This is a genomic window from Stanieria cyanosphaera PCC 7437, from assembly GCF_000317575.1.
Taxonomy (GTDB): domain Bacteria; phylum Cyanobacteriota; class Cyanobacteriia; order Cyanobacteriales; family Xenococcaceae; genus Stanieria; species Stanieria cyanosphaera.
This window is the reverse complement of sequence record NC_019748.1, coordinates 2,295,248-2,316,286: the sequence shown is the minus strand read 5'-3', so window position 1 is coordinate 2,316,286 and position 21,039 is coordinate 2,295,248. Positions and strand designations below refer to the sequence as shown.

The window sequence follows — 21,039 nt, the reverse complement described above, 5'->3', positions numbered from 1 at the left end:
TTAACTCCTTTAAAAATTAAAATATTTTTCAACAAAAAATTTACGACATAAAAAATAAACCAGGTGCATTCGCCCTAATCTTAAAACTATTGAGATAACCAACTGGATCGCTAGGATCGAAAGCTTTATTGTCGATAAATGTTTCGGCTGGCTCAACTTTATAATCTTCTGTCGGGCATTTTATGCCCATTTCTCCAGCAATCTCTCGATATAAATCCGTTCGCCAAGCTATCCGCGCAATTTGATCAGCATTCTTGGGAAATTGACGAATTTGTTGCCAACGTGTCGATTGAGTCATCAACCAAAGATTGTGTGACTGCCATAAAAAGGTGGAATGATCGTTAGGAATACTCGAAACTTCAGCAGGAAGATCGAAGAAGAGAGTGGTGTCTAGACTTTTAACAATCCGCTTCTGATCATCAAAACCACCATAGTTATAATCACCAACAATTCCCGCTCTAGTTAATTCAGGTTTTGCCCCAGTAAAAGAACGCTCGGAGATAATTTGGGCTACTTCTTCGAGATTTTCTGGTTTACTGCAATATTGGCAAGCTTCGATCATCGCCTTGACTAAAGAACGATAAGTTTTAGGATTCTCGTTAATAAAAGATTCCATCACTGCCAAAAGGCGATCGGGATGTCCTCGCCAAAGTTCTCTTCCTTGAGCAAAAGTAAACCCAATACCCTCATTGCCTGAAATAGCACGAGTATTCCAAGGTTCTGCCACCATATAAGCTTGCATCGCTCCGATCCGCATATTCGTAACCATCTGGGGTGGAGGAGTAATAATAATGCGAAACATTTCGTCAGGATTTAATCCAGTAGCTGCTACTAGATAACGGGCAAAGTATTCATAAATAGCAGAACTCAGTACTACAGCCCAAACTCGCTTTTGTTCGGGAGCTTTTTGAAAATAACCAGCAAAATCGCTGCCAAATTGCTCCAAATCTCCTTGATAATCTTGCCAGGGACGAATACCTGCATCCCATAACTCTTTACTCATAGTCATGGCGTTACCGTGACGGTGAATAGTCATGGCAGCACATAAAGGAGCATGACGCGCGCCTTCAGCACCCGCTCTAGCATTCATCACTGCCCCAGAAACTACAGGAGAAGCATCGAGGCGACCAAAAATTACGCCATCACGAGAATTTGCCCAACTTGATTCGCGACTTAAAGTTACATTCAAGCCATACTTGCGAAAAAAACCTTTCTCCCAAGCTATAGCAAAGGGAGCGCAGTCGTTAACAGGAACATAACCAATAGTTAGATTGGGTTTTTCTAAACTTTCAGGTTTGACGATTGGTTCAACTGCTAAAGCTTCCTCGGTTAAAACTTTGGGAGCTTTACTGCCACTAATAGCACAACCAGAAATTGCCATCATCGACGCAGTTGCGGATAAGCCTTGTAAAAAGGCTCTACGTTTTAGTTTTTGATTCATCTCAATACTCCAAATTATCTCTTGACTGATTCTAGTAACTAAGAACTAGCAGGACGATGGGTTACCCAGATTTGGATTAATCCCAAAAGGTAGTCAAGGATCAAGCCAGTTATACCAATTACAAATACAGCCAAAAACACCGAACTAAGATTGAGACGACTCCATTCATCCCAGACAAAAAAGCCAATGCCAATTCCACCTGTGAGCATTTCTACTGCCACGATTACTAACCAAGCAATCCCCAAACTAATCCGTAAGCCCGTAAAAATATAAGGTAGGCTAGCAGGCAGAATAATTTTGACAATTTTTTTCCAGGCTGGCATCTCTAGCATTTGTCCTACGTCTTGATATTCTTTTGGGACGCTAGATACTCCTAGAGCAGTATTAATAATAGTTGACCATAAGGAAGTAATAAAAATAACAAAAATAGCAGAAGGATCGGCAATATTAAAAATAGCTAGGGCAATCGGTAACCACGCCAACGGTGATACGGGTTTGAGAACTTGAATTAGGGGATTGATCGCTAACATTGCGCTTCTCGACATCCCAATTAAAAATCCTACAGGAATAGCTACCGCAGCCCCAATTAAAAAACCGATAATAACGCGTCGTAAACTAGCTAGTAATAACCAACCAAGACCAAGATCTCCTGGTCCTCTACGATAAAATGGATGAAAAATATAATCTAAATTCTCCATCAATGCTTGTGGAGGTGTGGGCATTAATTCAGGTCGAAATAAAGCGATCACCCACCAAACAGCAATTAATCCTAAAAATCCTGCTGCTGGTAGTAAAACAGTGTCTCGAACAACTACTGGCTTGATACGTCCCCAAGCCACTTGCCCCGCTACAGCAAGGGTTGATAAATTCATTTATATTACCCCCATTAGTTAAAATATAGATTCAACCAGTACAATTAAGGAATACTGATGAGGATAATTTGTTAAAAGATTTTCCTTCAGTTTCCTCCCAAAGCCGACGAGGTTAGCTGACGGGCTAGGACTGAGAGATGTCCTTCTCTACTGATAACTATAGAGATTAGCCCCCAATTTGGTTCCCCCGTTTCTGTTTCAGAATTAGGCTTGTTATCAACGTATTATATTTGCAACTTTTTAGGCTGCATATAAGCAATTAGATAGATTTCGCTCGGCTTTTGGTGGAGTATCATTCTGCCAACCAAGCCATTCAGTATATAAATCTTCTACTACTGATTCGGTTACTGTAGAATTCAATAATCTAACTATGATGGTGGTCAAGTAAAAATCATTAACAAACTGATGTCCATAACCGATGACTGTACCTACTTCGCCAGTTGCTTTATGTCGAACGCGATCGCCAATGTTAAACATATACTGATTCTCCTAATGACTAGCTAGGCTATCCTAGGTATCATTTAGAATTATCCCAATTGAGATAATTTTCAGAACCCCGAGACAGCTTAATGTAGAGAGTATTTAGCAGCCAAGGATACTGAAAACAGCAATTATAGTGCTATCTGTTCAGTCTCCTCTCAAAGCCGACGAGGTTAGCTGACGGGCTAGGACTGAGAGATGTCCTTCTCTATTTACATCGATAGAGATACGCCCCGAATTTGGTTCCCCCGCTCTTGCTTATTTTATTAAGCAAGGATTAGGCTAACTTACTCTAGATTTAAACAGAAGTTTAACACATTTTTTCAAAACGGGTAGTCAAATTTGCTACTTATTTTTTTTTCTAGGTTTCTTCTCCCAAACACGCGCCCCCACCAAAAACTAAATATTGATGAAGAGAATCATAATTAAAGGCTTTGCCACGAGCTTTGGCTACAAAAGTTCTTCCTTCTAGATATTCATCAACAGTTGTTTCTCGACCATAAACTTCAAAATCAATCACCTTTTTACCTCCAGAATAACAGCTAAGGCGATCGCTTAGTTTGGGCTGGCTTTTTAGCGCAACTGCACCACGATCAATCATACATAGTCCACCAGCAAAATTTAATTGATGTTCTCCTTGCTCATCAATAACTTTAACTTCATGAGCAAATTTGTATTCATCGGCAAAAGGACCTTCCACAACAGTTTTGCGGACAATTTCTTGACCTCCAGAATAACAGACTAGTACTGCATCGGTTTGGACTGGTTTAGCCTCCACTGGCTGAAGTCCATATCCTAAGATAAGCATTACTGAAATCAATAGACAAAGCACTATTTTCATATAGCAATCCTATTTGATTTGTGAACATAAATTATTGTCAAAAGGCAGAGGGCAGAAATAAAAACTTAGATTCAATTGATTTAGCCTCGCTTTTTCAACAAACGTAAAACAATCTTTTCAAATTCAATCCAAACAAACATCAACAGACTAAAACCGACACAAATTCCTAATTCTGTAGGACTCAACCAATGAGTATTAAAGAAATTACGTAACGGTTCAACGTAGATTAGAAGTAGTTGTAAGATGGTAGTTAAAGTAACTGCTCCTAAAACATAGGGATTAGAAAAAGGATTGATTTGAATAGTCAATTGGGTATCAGAACGAATTGCCAGGGCGTGACCCATTTGTGCTAAACATAAAGTTGTAAAAACCATAGTTTTCCAGCGTTCTGGATTACCATCAGCTTGAGCGTGATTATAAGCCCAAACCATCAGTGCGATCGCAAGAATGGCAAAAATAATCCCAATTCTGACCATATAAAGTCCTAAACCACGAGCAAAAATACTTTCTCTGGGACTATAGGGTGGGCGTTTCATCACGTTGGGTTCGGCGGGTTCTACTGCTAATGCCAGCGCAGGTAAACCATCAGTAACTAGGTTCATCCAGAGAATTTGTAAAGGAGAGAGTGGCACACCACCTAAACCAATCAAAGGTGCAGCAGCAATCGTTAAAACTTCACCAATATTACTGCCCAAAATATATTTAATAAAACGACGAATATTATCGTAAACTACTCTGCCTTCTTCCGTCGCAGCCACAATCGTAGCAAAATTATCATCCAACAAAATCATATCGCTGGCTTCTTTGCTGACATCTGTTCCTGTAATACCCATGGCAATACCGATATCAGCTTGTTTCAGGGCTGGTGCATCATTGACTCCATCCCCTGTCATGGCGACAAACTTACCTCGTTTTTGAAGTGCTTTAACAATCCGAAGTTTATGTTCTGGAGAAACACGAGCATACACACTTACTTGATCGACCGCTTCTTCTAATTCCAAGTCAGACATTGCCTGTAATCTTTGTCCTGTCAATACCTGCTCGTAGGGACTAGCAATACCTAGTTCCGATGCGATCGCCATAGCAGTTAATTGATGATCTCCTGTAATCATCACAGGACGAATTCCTGCACTTCGACAACGTTTGACAGCTTCTTTAACTTCGGGACGAGGTGCATCAAGCATTCCAATTAAACCTAACCAAACTAATTCCCGTTCAGTATTTTCTTGATCTTCTGCGTCGGGAACACTGCTTAGAGGTTTGTAAGCAAAACCCAGTACCCTTAAACCATTACTTGCCATGCCGTCATTTTCAGTTAGAATGTGCTGTCTTTGTTCAGCAGTAATTGGAACTAACTGGTCTTTAAGCAAAATGCGATCGCAACATTCTAAAATTAATTCTGGTGAACCTTTGGTGAACATGGAGTAAGAGCTTGTTCCGTCTCCGTTATCAACAATCACAGACATCCGTTTTCTTTCAGAAGAAAAAGGAAACTCTCCCATCCGAGGCATTTTACTGTCTAGATTTTCTTTAAAAATTCCTGCTTTTCCAGCTAAAGCGAGTAACGCGCCTTCAGTTGGATCTCCTAAAATATGCCATTCTGTTTGTTTGGGGGTTTTTTTCTGTTGTAGTAGAGCATCGTTACACGCTACACAAGCAAGCATTAGTTGTTGAACTTCTGGTTCGGTTTGCAGTTGCTGATGCTGCTTACTTAAAAATTCTCCTACAGGGTTATAACCTTCTCCTGTTACGTTAAAGTGATAAGAACCTGTCTCAACTTTCTGCACTACCATTTTATTTTGAGTCAAAGTTCCAGTTTTATCGGAACAAATCGTAGTTACCGAACCCAAAGTTTCTACTGCTGGTAGTTTACGGATTAAAGCATGGCGACGCACCATTTTTTGAGTACCAATGGCTAAGGTAACTGTCACTACCGCAGGTAATCCTTCTGGAACAACGGCAACTGCCATACTTAACGACACTTCCAACAATTGTTCAAAAAACTGCCATCCTGTTCGTAATACACCACCAATCACCACTATAGCAACCAAACCCAAAGAACTACTTACCAAGACATTTCCCAGTTGAGTCATTCTTTGTTGTAGAGGAGTCGGTTCGGTTTCTACACTCTGTATCATAGCAGCGATATGACCGATTTCCGTGTCCATCCCTGTTTTGGTAACAATTACTTTAGCTCTGCCTAAAACTACTTCCGTTCCCTGAAAAACTAGATTAATGCGATCGCCTAAAGAACTATCATGAGGTAAAATAACATCAGCTTGTTTAAGGACTGCTTCTGCTTCTCCTGTTAAAGTCGATTCTCGCACTTGTAGGTTTTGGGCTTCTAGCAAACGTCCATCGGCAGCGATTTGTACTCCTGCTTCTAACAGCATGATATCCCCTGGTACTAAATCCTTGGCAGGAATTTCAGTAGTTTTTCCTTGCCTAATCACTCTCACTTGGGGAGCAGAAAGACGTTTTAGGGCTGCTAAAGCTTTTTCTGCCCGACTTTCCTGTAAATAACCTAAAATTCCGTTGACAATCACAATTGCAAAAATTGCTACTGCGTCTTTAGGAAATGTGCCTTGACGAAAATCTAAAACTGCTGATACTATTGCCACGGCAATCAGCATCACTAACATGATGTTGGTAAACTGTTCCCATAAAATTACTAAAGCACTGCGACCGCCAGATTCTTTTAGTTCATTTGTACCAAAAGCTTGCTTTCTTTGCTCAATTTGCTTCGCTGTTAATCCTTGATTAAAATCACTGGTAAGAATTGCTAAGGATTCTTCAACGTTCAAAGTATGCCAATCTTTACTAATCTCAGGAATTGAACCAGAAGCAACGAAGGAAGTTTTAGGAACATTCATAGTTGGTAATTAGTTGTTTATCTAAATAAATTGGGTAACAAGTGAGGTGCTTGCCAAAGGGCATAACCAATAAAACCAAAAAATAAAGTATTCAATACGGTTAATCCATAGCCAAAGAAAATCAACAAACCATCGGCTTCTAAAGTAGCCACTGCTAAAAGTAAAATTGCACTTGCAGGAATAGGGTTAGTAAAAGGAATTGGCAACATGAGCAAAATTGTTAGCCAGGCAATACAAAAGCCATTAATTCGCCAGACAGAAGAACTTTCTGCAATTGACAACCAGCGATGACGAACAACTTTTCCTAAAAATTTATTTACTCGTTTGGCATTGTGCAGTAGTTTTAGACTGAATTTACGAGGAAATTCAAATCGAGCTATTTTTTTAGGTAGCCAGGGTGATTTTCTTCCCATTGCCATTTGGACTGCCAAAATTAAGCAACCCAACCCCAAAATAGTAGATAATCCTGGAGGCATAGGAAAAAGAAAAGGCAACGCCAGCAAACCTAAACTTAGACTAAATCCTCGTTCTGAAGTTTCTGCCAAAATTTGCCTAAGAGTTAGAGGCTGATCAGACAATCTTTGAAGAAGAGATTCAATATCTTGAGAAAATCTGAGATTCATTGTTGTTTTTTTTATAAGGCAATTTTAGCTAGGTATTAAATATTCAAACAACTTGATTGAACCGCATTCAATCTATAGTTATAAAAATACTCTTGACCAAAACGCCTTAAAAGTGAGAATTCTTATATTTTGAAATGATTTAATGATACAAAGTCTTATTTAAACAATCGACAGTTTGCCAAAAATAAAAAACCTCACAGTTTTTCTAGATTTACATACAACAAAATGCCACAAAACATAAATTTTGCTCAGAGATTGTTTAAGTTTAATAACTAAATTTCCTGTAATTTCATCAGCAATGCCTCAAAATCGGTACAAAAAATGAAATTTAACTTAGAGTCAAGTCAAATAATTAGGATGCACTGAAATAGGTTGAGACATTACTTAAAAAATGCTTTCCCTTCAGTCTCCTCTCAATGCCGACGAAGTTAGCTGACGGGCTAGAACTGAGAGATGTTCTTCTCTAACTAAACTATAGAGATATGCCCCTAAATCGGTTCCTCCGTTTTCCTTGAAGTTAGGAAATTAAGCTGACTTACTTAAATAAATTTAAATAGAGATTATAACATGATTTTGTTTGGCAATAGCATAGGAACTTGTTCAACCCAAACTAGGAATTTATACTTTAAATTTTAAGCAGGCAGTAAAAAAAATCTGCTCGAAATTTTTTAATTATGATTATAAGTTAAGAACTTAATTAACTCACAAATTTGTAACTTAATGCTAATCTATTTAAGGTTAATCTAGAGATGTAAACAATGAAAGGCAAGGTAAGTTTAATAGTCAGTTTTTTAGGTTTTTTTTCTTTAGCTAATATTAATAGTTTACTAGCAGTAGCTCAAGACAATCAATCCCAACTCCAAACTAATACTTATCCACCAGAATACATCAGTGAATATTTACAAAATTGCGTTAAAACTTCTATGCAAGAAGGATTACTTGAACCAGAAGCAAAAACTTTATGTGACTGTACACTCAAAAAGTTTCAACAGAAATATACTCTAGAAGAATTTAAACAATTAACAGCAGCCTCACAAACCGATCAAACTGCTAGTGATGCTTTAGTTGAAGTGGGACAATTGTGTTTTGAAACGATTCTTTACGAAAACTAATTTTTAATTTGAGCAGTAATAAATTGTTTAATTAAATCTAATTCTAATGGTAAAATTTCATGCCCCATTTCTAACTCATGATATTCAATCGCTAATCCAATTGCTGCTAATTCATCTCTAGCTGTTTGTGCAGCTTGTAGAGGAACAACGGGGTCCTGTTTACCATGTACGATCAGAGTTGGAGGTAAAAAAACATCTTGTTGGTGGGGATGATAATGTAAATAACCACTTAAACTACACAAAGCAGCAAAAGGAAAAGATAGTCCTAAATCTAAAGTCATAGCTCCTCCTTGAGAAAAACCAGCTAAAACCGTTTTTTCTGGGGGAATTCCAGTACTAGATTCTAAGGATTGTAACCACTCAAATAAAATTGCTCGACTTTCTAATAAACCATCATATTCACTGGTTTCTAAAGCATACCAAGCTCTTCCCCCCGGTACTTGAGGATGAGCAAAAGGTGCATTAGGAAAAATATATTCAAACCCTGGTAAATTTAACATTTGAGCTAAGGGAGCTAAATCTTGCAAATTAGCACCCCAACCGTGAAGCATGACAAGTAAATTAGTCGGTTTTTCACCTTTTTCAGGAGCAATAACAATAGCATCTAAGGTTTTACTGGCTTTCATATTTTAGTAGACACGATTTCAACTTCGCCGAGACTCGAAGATTAAACTAGAAGTTAGCAATCAATCGAACTGATGTAGGGAAATATTTATTTTTAATTAATAAAATTTTCAACAAACTTAAATCTTTGGTTCAATAGTGTTTTTTTACACTCCATGAGAACCAAAAAATATTTTGAGTTTTCTTGAGTAATTATAAACTAACTATTTTTTAAGAATATCTTTAGCTTTTGGGGAATTATTGTTTAAATAAAAATAAAATAAACTATTAACTCTAGTTTAATTTTAATAGGAACTAGCCATCCAGAAGCTTTAATTGCCAAGGGCGAGCAAGCCTAAAATAAAGCAGCGATTACCAAGCCAAACGCTCTTTTCAATTAGTAAAAATTGCTTGATTAAACCTTTAATCACTACAACTAGTAGAACCAAGCTAAATGATTTTTAAGTCTTTAATATTAATAAATTACAATCAAATCCCAACTTTTTTTGTTCAAGATATTTTAATTATCTCATGATTAACATGAATTTTGTGCCTTTTCAGGATAAATTAGATATCGTGAGACTAAGTCAGTTGAGCAGTCAAAACTAATTGACTGACAGTTCACAGTTCGTGGGACTTGGAGGTATTGGTTCTTAGGCTAATACCTCTTTCTTCTTGACAGAATATCCAATAAGGTTATTGAAAATCTTCCGTTAATTTACTCAAGAGGTGTCAGCCAATCTGCCGATTTTTCTTAAGCGAGAAAGAAGAAAAAGCTTAATTTTTCTAGCTTACTAATAGTTTGAGCAGATATTGTTGCTCAAAAACAATCAAAGTATGGGTCATTCTGTCTTTGCAAGCTTAACCTTGCTTGGATTTAGTCACTCGGTACACCGCGTGACCCTGATAGGAGTTAAACTAATTCTCTCTTTCTTCCTATAATAGCGACAGATGATTCAATTTAATCAGAACCGCAGAAAATAAGTTTTTTTTGACGGGGCGTACAAGCCGACCGGGGGTGGGGCTAATTTACTTTGCCCCTTCAAAGCCTGGGCTGTTTCTATCTTGGGAAAATCGTAGAATAGTAGGGAATTAGGGAGATAGAGAGATAGGAAAAACCAAACCGTGACGGATTACTTTCGACCAGAGCCACTCTTGCTCAATCTAGAAAACTAACAACCAAAAATTAATTGCAGGTGAAACAGAACAAAACATATTCTCCTGAATCTAAATTTAAACAGCTAGCAATTATTGGTTGGCGCGAAACGATCGCTCTACCAGAACTAGGTATCAACCGAATCAAAGCTAAAATCGATACAGGTGCGCGCTCTTCTGCATTACATACTTTTCACGTAGAAGAATTTCGACGCGATGGGAAACAAATGTTGCGTTTTCAAGTCCATCCTTATCAGCGAAATAGTAAACAGACGGTGACAACAGAAGCAGAATTATTAGAATATCGACAAATTAGGAATTCTGGTGGACACGCCCAACTTCGACCAGTAGTTGTGACTACAGTACAATTAGGTGACCAACAATGGCAAATTGAATTAACCTTAACTAATCGAGATGTGATGGGTTTTCGGATGTTATTAGGTCGACAAGCTATTCGTCATCACTTTTTAGTCGATCCAGGAAAATCTTTTCTTCAAAGTTATCATCATCCAGAAAAATAGTAAGAGTAGAAAAAATAATTTAAAAAATGAAAATAGCTATTTTGTCACAAGATCCTTCTCTCTACTCTACTAAACGGCTGAAAGAAGCAGGAGATCAACAAGGACATGATATGCGGGTGATTAATTATCTGCGTTGTTACATGAATATTGCCTCCCATCGACCATCGGTTGTGTATAATGGCAAACCTTTGGAAGATTTTGATGCGATTATTCCTCGGATTGGTGCGTCAAAAACCTTTTATGGTACGGCAGTAGTACGACAGTTTGAGATTATGGGAGTTTTTAGCATGAATGAATCTCAGGCGATTTCTCGTTCTCGCGATAAACTGCGTTGTCTGCAAATTCTGGCTCGGGAAGGAATTGGTTTACCAGTAACAGGCTTTGCTCATGCTACCCAAGATATTGATGGTTTGATTGAAACTGTAGGAGGCGCACCTTTAGTAATTAAGTTGTTAGAAGGTACTCAAGGAATTGGTGTAGTTTTAGCTGAAACTTATCAAGCTGCTAAATCAGTAATTGAGGCTTTTCGCGGGTTAGATGCCAATATTTTAGTTCAAGAGTATATAAAAGAAGCTAAAGGTGCGGATTTACGTTGTTTTGTCGTTGGTGGTAAAGTCATTGCAGCTATGAAACGGCAAAGCGCAGAAGGTGAATTTCGTTCTAATTTACATCGAGGAGGTCAAGCAGAAAAAGTAAAATTGACTCCTGAAGAAAAAAGTACAGCAATCAGAGCAGCTAAGGCAATGGGTTTAAGTGTCGCAGGAGTAGATCTACTTCGTTCTAATCATGGGCCGGTAGTAATGGAAGTAAATTCTTCTCCGGGATTAGAAGGAATTGAAACAGCTTCAGAAGTGGATGTCGCAGGCAAAATTATCGATTTTATTGCCAAAAATGCTTCCCCTACCAATAATCCCGAGCAACTTCGCAAACGGGTACGCGATCGCATTCAATATTAAGGTAAAATCATAAATTACTTTCTTGCGCGGTTTTAACAAAAGCCGTGTTTTTATTGTAAAAACGACCAGTTAATTAGGAAAACAATTGGAAGTCAATCTAATTGAAATTGCCAAAGAAATTATTGAACCAGGACAATTACGTCGACTAGATATCCCAGTCAGTCGTTTGCCTACTCAAACCATGTTATCTTTGCCAGTTACGGTAATTAATGGTAAACAAGCAGGGCCAAAGTTATGGTTGAGTGCAGCTATTCATGGGGATGAACTTAATGGAGTTGAAATTATTCGTCAGGTAATCGAACAAGTTCAACCAGAAAAATTAGCTGGGACTTTGATTGCTGTTCCTATCGTTAATTTGTTTGGTTTTATTGAACAATCTCGTTATCTTCCTGACAGAAGAGATTTAAATCGTTCTTTTCCTGGTTCGGAGACTGGTTCTTTAGCTTCTCGGTTGGCTAATTTATTTATGAGGGAAATTGTTAAGCATAGTACTCATGGAATCGATCTCCATACCGCAGCTATTCATCGCATGAATTTACCTCAGATTCGGGCTAATTTAGAAGATTCAGAAACCTATTGTTGCGCTCAAGCTTTTAATGCACCAATTATGATGCACGCTATCACCAGAGATGGTTCACTGCGTCAAGCTGCTACTAATCAAGGTATTCCTGTTTTACTTTATGAGGGTGGAGAAGCATTACGTTTTGAACCTTACGCTATTGAAGTAGGAGTTACAGGAGTTTTAAGAGTGATGCAATATTTGGGGATGGCTCAATTTCCCCAACTTCCACCGCCAATTACTTCAGTCGAAATTCGACAAAGTAAATGGATTAGAGCTTTTCGTGGGGGAATTTTTCACCGTGAAGTAAGTTTAGGTCAACAGGTAGAAAAAAAACAACCATTGGGTTTTATTACTGATGCCTTTGGTGAAGATAAATCGATAATTCGAGCTAGCGTCAGTGGCATTGTGATTGGTTATAATCAAAACCCTTTGGTTAATCAAGGAGATGGCATGATTAATTTAGCTATTAAAGATGCGTATGCAATAAATTCTTTCAAAACTCAACCATACTAAAATTCATTTGGTAATTCCAGGGGTATTTGCCCCATTGCCCCTGTGCGAAAATCATGCAGTAAAAGGCGAGCTACTCTTTCTTTATCTCCTTGATAAACTTTGTCTGCCAAATCTTGAATAAAACTTTCTCCTGTAATAGTCAAAGGATCGAGATGATAACGAGATTGTAATACTTCAGCAAAACCCAACTCTACCAACAAATCCACAAAAACCGCAGCTACTCGTTGATTATCATAGGCAGCTTCACCAATATCCTCACAAATAGCTAACTTAATCGCATCTTGTTGATTTTCCAATCGCCAAGGAATCACTCCAGGTGCATCTAATAACTCAATTTCATCGGAAATTCTCACCCATTGCAACTGACGAGTTACTCCTGCTTTACGCGCACTAGCAACTGCCTTACGCCCCACCAGACGATTAATCAAAGCAGATTTACCCACATTAGGAAAACCAATTACTACCGCCCGTACAGCACGAGGACGCATACCGCGATCGCGTCGGCGTTGATTCATAGCAGCCCCTGCATCTTGAGCAGCATATTTAACTGCTTTAATTCCTTTTCCCGCTTTAGCGTTAGTCCAATAGGGTTTTTCTCTTCGCTCTTTAAACCAGGTGATCCATTCTTGTTTAGTTTCGTTGGGAATCATATCAACCCGATTTAAGACTAATATTCTTGGTTTCTCACCAATCCAATCAGCTACTTGGGGATGATGGGAAGCAACAGGAATCCTTGCATCCAAAACTTCTAAGACAACATCAACTCGTTTGAGTTGTTCTTGGAGTTGTTTTTCCGCTTTAGCAATATGACCGGGATACCATTGAATCGGAGGAGAAGACATAATGCAGTTATCAGTTATCATTTATCAGTTATGAGCGATCGATGATGAATAATTAACCATCAACAAATGCCAAAGTCTTGACTGTACTTCATCGTTATGAAAATAGCTAATTTTAATTAAATCTTAAGTTATTTTCAGCAGTATTGTTATTTATCATCGGACTGGATCAGTTTCGCTGTTGGTGTGAGGAAAAGTTATCCATCAAACAGTAAGTATAAAGGAAAATATCATGATTGCAGCAGCACAGTCTGTCAAAGTTTTAGAAGTAACAAGATCAGGATTACCTAATATCTGTGGTTGGGAAGCAGAAATTGAACAGATAGTAAATCACAACGAACCTATTTTTTTACCCCAAACAAATTTAAACTTGGATCAAATTAAAGCTGGGTTTGCCTGCGCTCTTCATATGCACCAACCCACTATTCCCGCAGGGGCAAATGGAGAATTAATTAGTAATCTCCAATATATGTTTGAACATCAAGGAGAAGGTGATAATCATAATGCTGGTGTCTTTGCTTGGTGTTATAGTCGCATGGGAGATTGGATTCCTGAATTAGTTAATCATGGTTGCAATCCTCGGATTATGCTGGACTATTCTGGTAATCTTCTTTGGGGTTTACATCAAATGGGACGTAATGATGTTCTTGACAACCTTAAAAAAATTGCCTGCGATCCAAATTATCAACCCTATGTAGAATTTTTAGGAACTATGTGGAGTCATGCCGTAGTTCCCTCGACTCCTATTCCTGACATCAAACTTCAGATTCAAGCTTGGCAACATTATTTTGCTGCCGTGTTTGGTTTTGATGCCCTCAAACGGGTAAAAGGTTTTTCTCTTCCAGAAATGCATCTTCCTAATCATCCTGATACTCTGTTTGAATACATCAAAGCTCTTAAAGAATGTGGTTATCGTTGGTTAATGGTACAAGAACATTCGGTAGAAAGGTTAGATGGTTCGGGACTATGGCACGATGATAAGTATGTTCCTAATTGTTTAATTGCGCGTAATTCTCACGGGGAAACTATTAGTATTACTGCTTTAATTAAAACCCAAGGTTCAGACACTAAATTAGTCGCTCAAATGCAACCTTACCACGAAGCTAAAGGCAGAGGTAAACAGCAACTCGGTAATCACACTGTTCCTGCTTGTGTTACTCAAATTGCTGACGGCGAAAATGGCGGTGTAATGATGAATGAATATGCCCGTGATTTTCAACCTGTTTGGTATCAAATTAAAGATAGTAATAGTGATGTGGTTGGTTTTAATGGGACAGAATACATTGAATTGTTAGAAGCAGCAGGAGTCAAAGAAGAAGATTATCCTACCTGTCAAGCTGTCGGACAACATAAAATTTGGCAAAGAGTAGCTCCTAATCAAGCAACTCCAGAAGCAGTAACCAAAACAATTCAGGACTTAAACGAAACTGATCATCAATTTCACATGGATGGGGCATCTTGGACAAACGATCTTAGTTGGGTAAGAGGTTACGAAAATGTTCTCGAACCAATGAATCAACTCAGTGCCATGTTTCATCAAAAATATGATGCTTTAGTTGCCCAAAATGCTTCTATTACTCAAAGTTCCGAATATTTGGAAGCTTTGTTGTATGTCATGCTAGTCGAAACTAGTTGTTTCCGTTATTGGGGACAAGGAACTTGGACAGATTATGCCAGGGAATTATATCGACGTGGAGAGGCATTATTGAAATAAATAATTATTTGATACAAAACACGGGCAGCCCGCAAGCCTACGCGGTTTACCCTAGCGCAACGGGCGACTCGGCAACGGGGCGTTGCTCTACGCCTGGGAAACCACAGGCGACAGCCCCTCCTTTTAAGAGCCGTGAATAATTAGACGTCTATATTATTACTTATTAAGTTATTAAGTATTTTTACAACAAGAAGCCCTCGACGGGATTTGAACCCGTGGCTTCCTCCTTACCAAGGAGGTACTCTACCCCTGAGTTACGAGGGCAATTTTATTAACTTGTTTAAATTAATTTTGGTGGGCCGAGCTGGATTTGAACCAGCGTAGGCGTAGCCAGCGGATTTACAGTCCGCCCCCATTAACCACTCGGGCATCGACCCTTTTTGTGTCACAGTTGTTTATAGTAGCATACCTTTTTCTATTTTTTTCCTAAAAATGAAAAATTTTTTAGTTAATCGCGTAAGCAGAATTAATTGCCCACACAATCAATACCAGAATGCTCCCAAAAATTAAAGCTGCGGAGACGGCGACAACAACTGGTTTGTCTGCTCCATCAAATTTCATAATTCCACGATTTAGATCTGACATAATGTATTGCTCCTGATCGCTTGTAAGCTACAAAACAATAGACTAGTTTGCTCGGAGTTTAATTAGAGAACATCTCTTTGGAACTTTATTTCCAAAACATGAGATATTCGTAATGACGTTATCTTAACTGACCTTTATATTATAGGGTGGAGTCCTGATCGGGATGTCAATTTGTCAATATTAATTAGGATTGTTGTAGGTCTTGATGAAGCTCTTTTTGATTATCCTTGCTAGTGTGACGGGAATTGTCATTCTTGTCGAAAGTGGTTTGCGATTGTTATGGGGATTAGGCAATCCTCCTTTGTATATTCCCGACGAAGAAATCGGCTACTTGCTCAAACCCAATCAAAAGCTACGTAGAATGGGTAATCAGATACTAATTAATCAATATTCTATGCGGAATGAAGCGATCGCGTCTGATAAACCTGCTACCACTTTTCGTGTCATGTTGCTAGGTGATTCAATCGTTAATGGAGGTTGGTGGACAGATCAAGATGAAACTCTTTCTACTTTATTAGAAAGGCAAATCGAGACTAATTTGGCTCAAAATCGAACAGTAGAAGTATTAAACGTTTCAGCTAATTCTTGGAGTCCTCGCAATCAATTAGCTTATTTGCAGCGTTTTGGCTTATTTGAAGCCGATATTTTAATTTTAGTAATTAATACAGATGATTTGTTTGGTATTCTACCAACTCCTTTACCTGTTGGCAGAGAAAAGAATTATCCAGATCAGAAACCGCCTTTAGCTTTAATTGAGTTATACAATCAAAAGTTTGGTAAAAATCAATCAATTCCTGAGTTTGAAAAAATTAAACAAGAATCAGGCGATCGCGTTGGTAAAATTTTAACAGCAATTAAAGAAATTAAAATCTTAGCTACCGAGCAAAATACTCAGTTTATCGTGGCAATGACACCTTTACTGAGAGAAACGAAGGAAAAGGAACAGCGAGATTACGAAAAAGAAGCTAGAAAAAGGCTTCAAGATTTTGCTAAAACTGAAAACTTGATTTATCTTGATTTTTTACCAATTTTTCAAGATTTTCCTCAACCAGAATTTTTATACCGCGATCATATTCATCTAAGTCCCCAAGGCAATGCTTTAGTTACCGAAAAACTCAGCCAGTTTGTCCAAGAAAAACTTTGATCCAACCAATCTAATGAAAATCTGCTTCCCAAACTCCAATATAAATACGCTTCTGTTGATTACGTTGAATGATTCCTTTTAAGTTACCAACTGTAAATAAATGCTGATCCATTTTACGAAAATAAACTTGTTTTAATCCCTGATTGATTTGATCTGGAGTATTACCTCCTAAAAAACCGCTTAAAACTTGTTGTAAACTTTCTAGATCAGTTGAAGCAGGAAAAGCAATTTCCGTTTGACGCAATTTCTTTGTCTGAGTATCAAATAAATATCCCAAATCTACACCATCGGACATAACATCTTGATATGACCAAGCAATACTATTATGCCAATAGCCTTGTTTACGCCAGATTGGTTCTCCTAAAGTTTGTAAAACTTGCTCTTCTGAAGTTCCTGGTCTAAAAAGAGGCAAATTGCTTAAAATATTCGGTTGTTTAGTGATTTTAGCTTCAGTAACAGCCGAAGAAACTACAGGTGGTAATTCAATTGGTGAAGACAACAAAGAAACCGACAATTCAGTTGGTTGTTTAATTAGTTTTGGTAAAAAATTATTTAAACCCAAAATAACAATTGCAACTTTTAATCCAATCATTGAAATTAAAGACAGTAGCTTTCTTGGTTTTTTTAAAGAAGATTTTTGAATTGTTTGAGGCTGGGAATAAGTATCAACTGTGTTAATTGAAGATGTTAGGTTTAATTTGAACGATGAACTTTGTAATGCTGCTAGCATCTGTTTCGCCGAAGAAAAGCGTTGCCTAGGATTAGAACTAATCGCACGATTGATTACCTTGACTAAATCTTGATCAAAATTACTTGCTTCTTGATGCCAAAAAATTTCTTCACTATTTAAATCAAATCTTAAATCTAGTGGTTCTTTTCCTGTAAGTAGATGAATTGCTGTTAAACCTAGACTATAAAGATCACTGCTAAAATCTGCTTGTCCCATTGCCTGTTCTAAAGACATATAACCAGGAGTACCTACTGTAGAAAAATAAAGCTGTTTGTTGTTTTCTACTTGAGGAGTTACCTTGTGAGCAACACCAAAATCAATTAGTATAGGTAAGCGATCGCCAGAACGTAGAATAATATTACTCGGCTTAAGATCGCGATGAATAATACCATGTTTATGAATATAGTCCAGCACAGGCAAAAAATGTACTAAGATTCTTTTTACCTCTTCTGGTGGAATTGTTTCTTGCTGTTGTAGTTTTTGCTGTAGCGTTATTCCTTGAATCCATTCTTGTACTAAATAATAGTTTCCTACCTCGACAAAATAGTCATAAAATTGCGGAATTTGTCGATTTTTTTGACTCAATATTCTTAAAATTTCTGCTTCTTGTTCAAACAGTAACTTTATTTTCTCAAGTAATCGAGTATTATGCTTGTCAATGACTATTAACTTTTTGATTACGCATAGCCGAGGTTTTGAAGTTATGGCTGTGTCTCTTGCTAGAAAAGTTTGACTAAAATTACTTTTACTTAGGGTTTTTAAAAGATGATAGCGATTCTTTAAAACTTTGTCTTTCATCTATTCCTCTAAAATTTAGACAATGACAAGCTTTCGGGGGCAAAAGCTAAGAGACTATGACTCCAATTCATTTTGGATTTCTGGCAATTCCGTAGAACGTCAGACGGTATAAACGACCCCTTATCAAATAAACTGTCCTCGATAGAATTTTTTTTAAAGGCAGTTTACCTGCTCTATGTTTTTAATCTAACTAAGTCAAACAATTTCCTTGACAACTCATAGTCGTTATGAGTATGATTAATTTAAAGAAAACTCATAGTGAGTACGAGTTAAATTTAAAGGAAATTATTTTATGAGAGACAGAGTTCCTAACGTAGTATTTAAAACAAGAGTACGTGATGAATCCATTGAAGGACCAAACCCTTACCGTTGGCAAGACAAAACCACAGAAGAGATTTTTGGTGGAAAAAGAGTAGTTTTATTAGCATTACCTGGCGCATTTACCCCAACTTGTTCTTCAACCCATTTACCTCGTTACGAAGAATTGTACGAGGATATTAAAGCGCAAGGTGTAGATGAAGTCATCTGTCTTTCGGTTAATGATGCGTTTGTAATGTTTCAGTGGGCAAAGAGTTTAGGCATTAAAAAAGTATTTATGCTTCCCGATGGTAATGGAGAATTTACTCGTAAAATGGGAATGCTAGTCAACAAAGACAATCTTGGGTTTGGAATGCGTTCTTGGCGTTATTCAATGGTAGTCGATGACGGCAAGATTGAAAAAATGTTTATCGAGGGTGAATTTGGTGACAATTGTCCTCTCGATCCGTTTGATATTTCTGATGCCGATAATATGTTGGCGTATTTAAAAGAAGCAAAAAAATAATCAGCGTTGATAGTTCAGAGTTGATAGTTGATTGATTACTTTGAACTATTAATCCCACAGTTAGTTTGGGAAAAAAAGTATGGGAACGATTTATTTAGGTTTTGTTGCTAGTCTACTCGCAGGATTAGGTACAGCAGTAGGTGCGTTACCAATTTTGTTTATCGCTCGTCTTAAAAAACAATGGCAAGGAATATTATTAGGATTAGGCGGTGGCGTCATGCTAGCAGCGACGACCTTTTCTTTAATCGTTCCTGGGACAGAAACTGCGATCTCGGCTACGCCGAGGCGCGAAGCGATCGCACAAAGATATTCTCAGCAACTTGCTGCTTCAATTCTTAGTAATTGTTCATTGTTAATTGTTTATAGAATAATCACACCTAGGTTATTTAAGGAGAACTAAAAATATGGTTTCCACTGTTTCTAAACAAAAACTCTATTCTTCTCGCATCGATTTAGCTACTGAGGTACGTGAGAAAGTAGTCGAACTGTTGAATAAAAGTTTGGCTGCTACTTTAGACCTTAAAACCCAAGTCAAACAAGCACACTGGAACGTCAAAGGAACTGATTTTTATCAATTACACGAACTCTTTGACGAATTAGCAGGAGAATTGGAAGAATATATCGATATGGTAGCCGAAAGAGCTACAGCCCTCGGTGGAATTGCTTTAGGAACCGCCCGTGTTGCAGCAGCAGAATCAATTTTACCTGAATATCCTCTTGATGCAGTGGGAGGAATTGAACATATTACAGCTTTAGCAGACCGCTATGCAGCTTACGCTAAACACGTTCGAGAAGCAATTGATACTACCGATGGCTTAGGCGATGCAGACACTGCAGATATGTATACTGAAATTTCTCGGACTATTGATATGCGTCTTTGGTTCTTAGAAGCCCATTTGATTAATCAATAATTAATAATAAAAGATTGGCAATTGCTAGTAAAAATCTTGTAATTGCCAATTATCACAATTAATTAGTTATTGATTTTTTATTGATCTACTGCTTTTTTTCTTTGAAAATATCCAATTCCTAGCCAGCCTCCTCCAGATAGCAATAATCCTAAAGCAGGGGAAAAAGCAAAAGGAACTGGTACTTCATAGCCAGTTGCAGTGTATTGAGTTGTTGAAAAAGTATGGTTGTCACTTTGAACCAACCCAGTATTATCAGTTTGATAGATATCAATACGGTCATAAACTTCAGTGCCTTGAGCATAGAAATTCATAAACAAATATGCTTCACCTGTATTATTGCCAAGATTACCGTAAAAAAAGTCTGTATCGTATGGCGCATTATTAATAGCAGTTACATTTGAATTAGGAGGGATGAAAGCTAGGAGATTATCACTATTAAAGCTAAATACTAAGTTATTATTATCGTAAAACTCTATAATGTTTTCAGGGTCAACCGCAGACCACCAAAACCCAAAATATTTTTGGTCAGCATCAATAGAAATAGTGTAGCTTGCATTACTTCCCGGCCCATTGGTGATGTATTTTCCTGTATTATTGGCACCACCATTGGTATCGGCATCAAGTATTTGATAGTCACCTGAATAAGTGTAAGTTATGCCTGAGTTGGTAACGGTACTATTACCATCATCAAAATCAATCATAAAAGTGCCTGATTGAGCAGAAGTTGGTATGTCTGGCTCTCCAATAGTTACAGAAAAAGATTGAGCAGATTGAATGGGGAAAAAACTCAATAGAGTAGTACCTATTAAAATTAATCCTATATTGTTTAATGAAATAAGTTGCGACTTCATGACTTGTTTAAAATTTAATAATACTTAATAATTTTGTTGACTAGAAATATCATCCAATAATCGTAAATCACTAAAAACATAATGAAATTAGG

20 protein-coding genes, 2 tRNA genes and 3 riboswitches are annotated in these 21,039 nt (G+C 37.6%); of the genes, 9 read left to right on the top strand and 13 right to left on the bottom strand.

Annotation, left to right across the window (positions count from 1 at the left end; all coding sequences use genetic code 11):
* Positions 1-40 precede the first annotated feature (40 nt).
* The 6 genes from STA7437_RS10100 to STA7437_RS10075 all read right to left on the bottom strand — a co-directional run bounded on the left by STA7437_RS10100 (position 41) and on the right by STA7437_RS10075 (position 7,130).
* Positions 41-1,441, bottom strand: coding sequence for a CmpA/NrtA family ABC transporter substrate-binding protein (locus STA7437_RS10100; RefSeq protein ID WP_015193283.1), 1,401 nt, complete (start codon positions 1,439-1,441; stop codon positions 41-43).
* A 38-nt stretch (positions 1,442-1,479) separates the two neighbouring features.
* Positions 1,480-2,313, bottom strand: coding sequence for a nitrate ABC transporter permease (gene ntrB, locus STA7437_RS10095; RefSeq protein ID WP_015193282.1), 834 nt, complete (start codon positions 2,311-2,313; stop codon positions 1,480-1,482).
* Between the two features lie 86 nt (positions 2,314-2,399).
* Positions 2,400-2,534: riboswitch (cyclic di-AMP (ydaO/yuaA leader) on the bottom strand.
* Positions 2,535-2,553: 19 nt separating this feature from the next.
* Positions 2,554-2,790 (bottom strand): hypothetical protein, encoded by a 237-nt coding sequence (locus tag STA7437_RS10090; RefSeq protein WP_015193281.1) that lies wholly within the window; start codon positions 2,788-2,790, stop codon positions 2,554-2,556.
* 150 nt (positions 2,791-2,940) lie between these two features.
* A riboswitch (cyclic di-AMP (ydaO/yuaA leader) is annotated at positions 2,941-3,087 on the bottom strand.
* 67 nt (positions 3,088-3,154) lie between these two features.
* Positions 3,155-3,601 carry a hypothetical protein gene (locus STA7437_RS10085; protein WP_051036103.1) on the bottom strand — a complete coding sequence of 149 codons (447 nt, stop codon included), beginning with the start codon at positions 3,599-3,601 and terminating at the stop codon, positions 3,155-3,157.
* Between the two features lie 113 nt (positions 3,602-3,714).
* Positions 3,715-6,507 (bottom strand): cation-translocating P-type ATPase, encoded by a 2,793-nt coding sequence (locus STA7437_RS10080; RefSeq protein ID WP_015193279.1) that lies wholly within the window; start codon positions 6,505-6,507, stop codon positions 3,715-3,717.
* Positions 6,508-6,524: 17 nt separating this feature from the next.
* Entirely contained in the window at positions 6,525-7,130 is a 606-nt protein-coding gene (locus tag STA7437_RS10075) for an exopolysaccharide biosynthesis protein (protein ID WP_015193278.1), read from the bottom strand.
* A 402-nt stretch (positions 7,131-7,532) separates the two neighbouring features.
* Positions 7,533-7,672: riboswitch (cyclic di-AMP (ydaO/yuaA leader) on the bottom strand.
* A 216-nt stretch (positions 7,673-7,888) separates the two neighbouring features.
* Between STA7437_RS10075 and STA7437_RS10070 the strand changes: the two genes are divergently transcribed.
* Positions 7,889-8,242, top strand: a complete 354-nt coding sequence (locus STA7437_RS10070; RefSeq protein WP_015193277.1) for a hypothetical protein — start codon at positions 7,889-7,891, stop codon at positions 8,240-8,242.
* Here STA7437_RS10070 and STA7437_RS10065 read toward each other — a convergent pair.
* Positions 8,239-8,868, bottom strand: coding sequence for an alpha/beta hydrolase (locus tag STA7437_RS10065; protein ID WP_015193276.1), 630 nt, complete (start codon positions 8,866-8,868; stop codon positions 8,239-8,241). The genes STA7437_RS10070 and STA7437_RS10065 overlap by 4 nt on opposite strands.
* Positions 8,869-10,041: 1,173 nt before the next feature.
* On the opposite strand from STA7437_RS10065, the gene STA7437_RS10060 reads away from it, so the two are divergent.
* The 3 genes from STA7437_RS10060 (at position 10,042) to STA7437_RS10050 (ending at position 12,552) form a co-directional block, all read left to right on the top strand.
* Positions 10,042-10,521 (top strand): ATP-dependent zinc protease family protein, encoded by a 480-nt coding sequence (locus STA7437_RS10060; RefSeq protein WP_015193275.1) that lies wholly within the window; start codon positions 10,042-10,044, stop codon positions 10,519-10,521.
* A 26-nt stretch (positions 10,522-10,547) separates the two neighbouring features.
* Positions 10,548-11,477: a 30S ribosomal protein S6--L-glutamate ligase gene (gene rimK, locus STA7437_RS10055; protein WP_015193274.1), complete on the top strand. Its 930-nt coding sequence runs from the start codon at positions 10,548-10,550 to the stop codon at positions 11,475-11,477.
* A gap of 85 nt (positions 11,478-11,562) precedes the next feature.
* Positions 11,563-12,552 (top strand): succinylglutamate desuccinylase/aspartoacylase family protein, encoded by a 990-nt coding sequence (locus STA7437_RS10050; protein ID WP_015193273.1) that lies wholly within the window; start codon positions 11,563-11,565, stop codon positions 12,550-12,552.
* On the opposite strand, the gene ylqF is transcribed toward STA7437_RS10050, so the two are convergent.
* Complete coding sequence (gene ylqF / locus STA7437_RS10045) at positions 12,549-13,394, bottom strand: ribosome biogenesis GTPase YlqF (RefSeq protein WP_015193272.1); 846 nt, start codon at positions 13,392-13,394, stop codon at positions 12,549-12,551. The two genes, STA7437_RS10050 and ylqF, sit on opposite strands and share 4 nt — an antisense overlap.
* Positions 13,395-13,623: 229 nt before the next feature.
* Between ylqF and STA7437_RS10040 the strand changes: the two genes are divergently transcribed.
* Entirely contained in the window at positions 13,624-15,105 is a 1,482-nt protein-coding gene (locus tag STA7437_RS10040) for a hypothetical protein (protein WP_015193271.1), read from the top strand.
* Positions 15,106-15,297: 192 nt separating this feature from the next.
* On the opposite strand, the gene STA7437_RS10035 is transcribed toward STA7437_RS10040, so the two are convergent.
* The 3 genes from STA7437_RS10035 to STA7437_RS26565 form a co-directional block, all read right to left on the bottom strand.
* Positions 15,298-15,369 (bottom strand) — tRNA-Thr (locus STA7437_RS10035).
* Positions 15,370-15,397: 28 nt separating this feature from the next.
* Positions 15,398-15,482, bottom strand: a tRNA-Tyr gene (locus tag STA7437_RS10030).
* Between the two features lie 67 nt (positions 15,483-15,549).
* Positions 15,550-15,690: a hypothetical protein gene (locus tag STA7437_RS26565; protein WP_015193270.1), complete on the bottom strand. Its 141-nt coding sequence runs from the start codon at positions 15,688-15,690 to the stop codon at positions 15,550-15,552.
* 205 nt (positions 15,691-15,895) lie between these two features.
* Here STA7437_RS26565 and STA7437_RS10020 point away from each other — a divergent pair, with 205 nt between their 5' ends.
* A complete protein-coding gene (locus STA7437_RS10020) occupies positions 15,896-16,834 on the top strand; it encodes an SGNH/GDSL hydrolase family protein (RefSeq protein ID WP_015193269.1) in 939 nt (312 codons plus the stop codon).
* 10 nt (positions 16,835-16,844) lie between these two features.
* Here the strand turns inward: STA7437_RS10020 and STA7437_RS24835 are convergent, their stop codons facing one another.
* On the bottom strand, positions 16,845-18,362 hold the full coding sequence (locus tag STA7437_RS24835; protein WP_015193268.1) for a protein kinase domain-containing protein: 1,518 nt from the start codon (positions 18,360-18,362) through the stop codon (positions 16,845-16,847).
* Positions 18,363-18,654: 292 nt separating this feature from the next.
* Here STA7437_RS24835 and STA7437_RS10010 point away from each other — a divergent pair, with 292 nt between their 5' ends.
* The 3 genes from STA7437_RS10010 (at position 18,655) to dps (ending at position 20,096) form a co-directional block, all read left to right on the top strand.
* On the top strand, positions 18,655-19,185 hold the full coding sequence (locus tag STA7437_RS10010; protein ID WP_015193267.1) for a peroxiredoxin: 531 nt from the start codon (positions 18,655-18,657) through the stop codon (positions 19,183-19,185).
* A gap of 79 nt (positions 19,186-19,264) precedes the next feature.
* Positions 19,265-19,585 carry a ZIP family metal transporter gene (locus STA7437_RS26860; protein ID WP_015193266.1) on the top strand — a complete coding sequence of 107 codons (321 nt, stop codon included), beginning with the start codon at positions 19,265-19,267 and terminating at the stop codon, positions 19,583-19,585.
* Positions 19,586-19,589: 4 nt separating this feature from the next.
* The gene (gene dps, locus STA7437_RS10000) at positions 19,590-20,096 is read left to right on the top strand and encodes a DNA starvation/stationary phase protection protein Dps (RefSeq protein ID WP_015193265.1); all 507 of its coding nucleotides are present in this window, start codon (positions 19,590-19,592) and stop codon (positions 20,094-20,096) included.
* A gap of 77 nt (positions 20,097-20,173) precedes the next feature.
* Here the strand turns inward: dps and STA7437_RS09995 are convergent, their stop codons facing one another.
* On the bottom strand, positions 20,174-20,947 hold the full coding sequence (locus STA7437_RS09995; RefSeq protein ID WP_015193264.1) for a PFE-CTERM domain-containing protein: 774 nt from the start codon (positions 20,945-20,947) through the stop codon (positions 20,174-20,176).
* Positions 20,948-21,039: the final 92 nt, after the last annotated feature.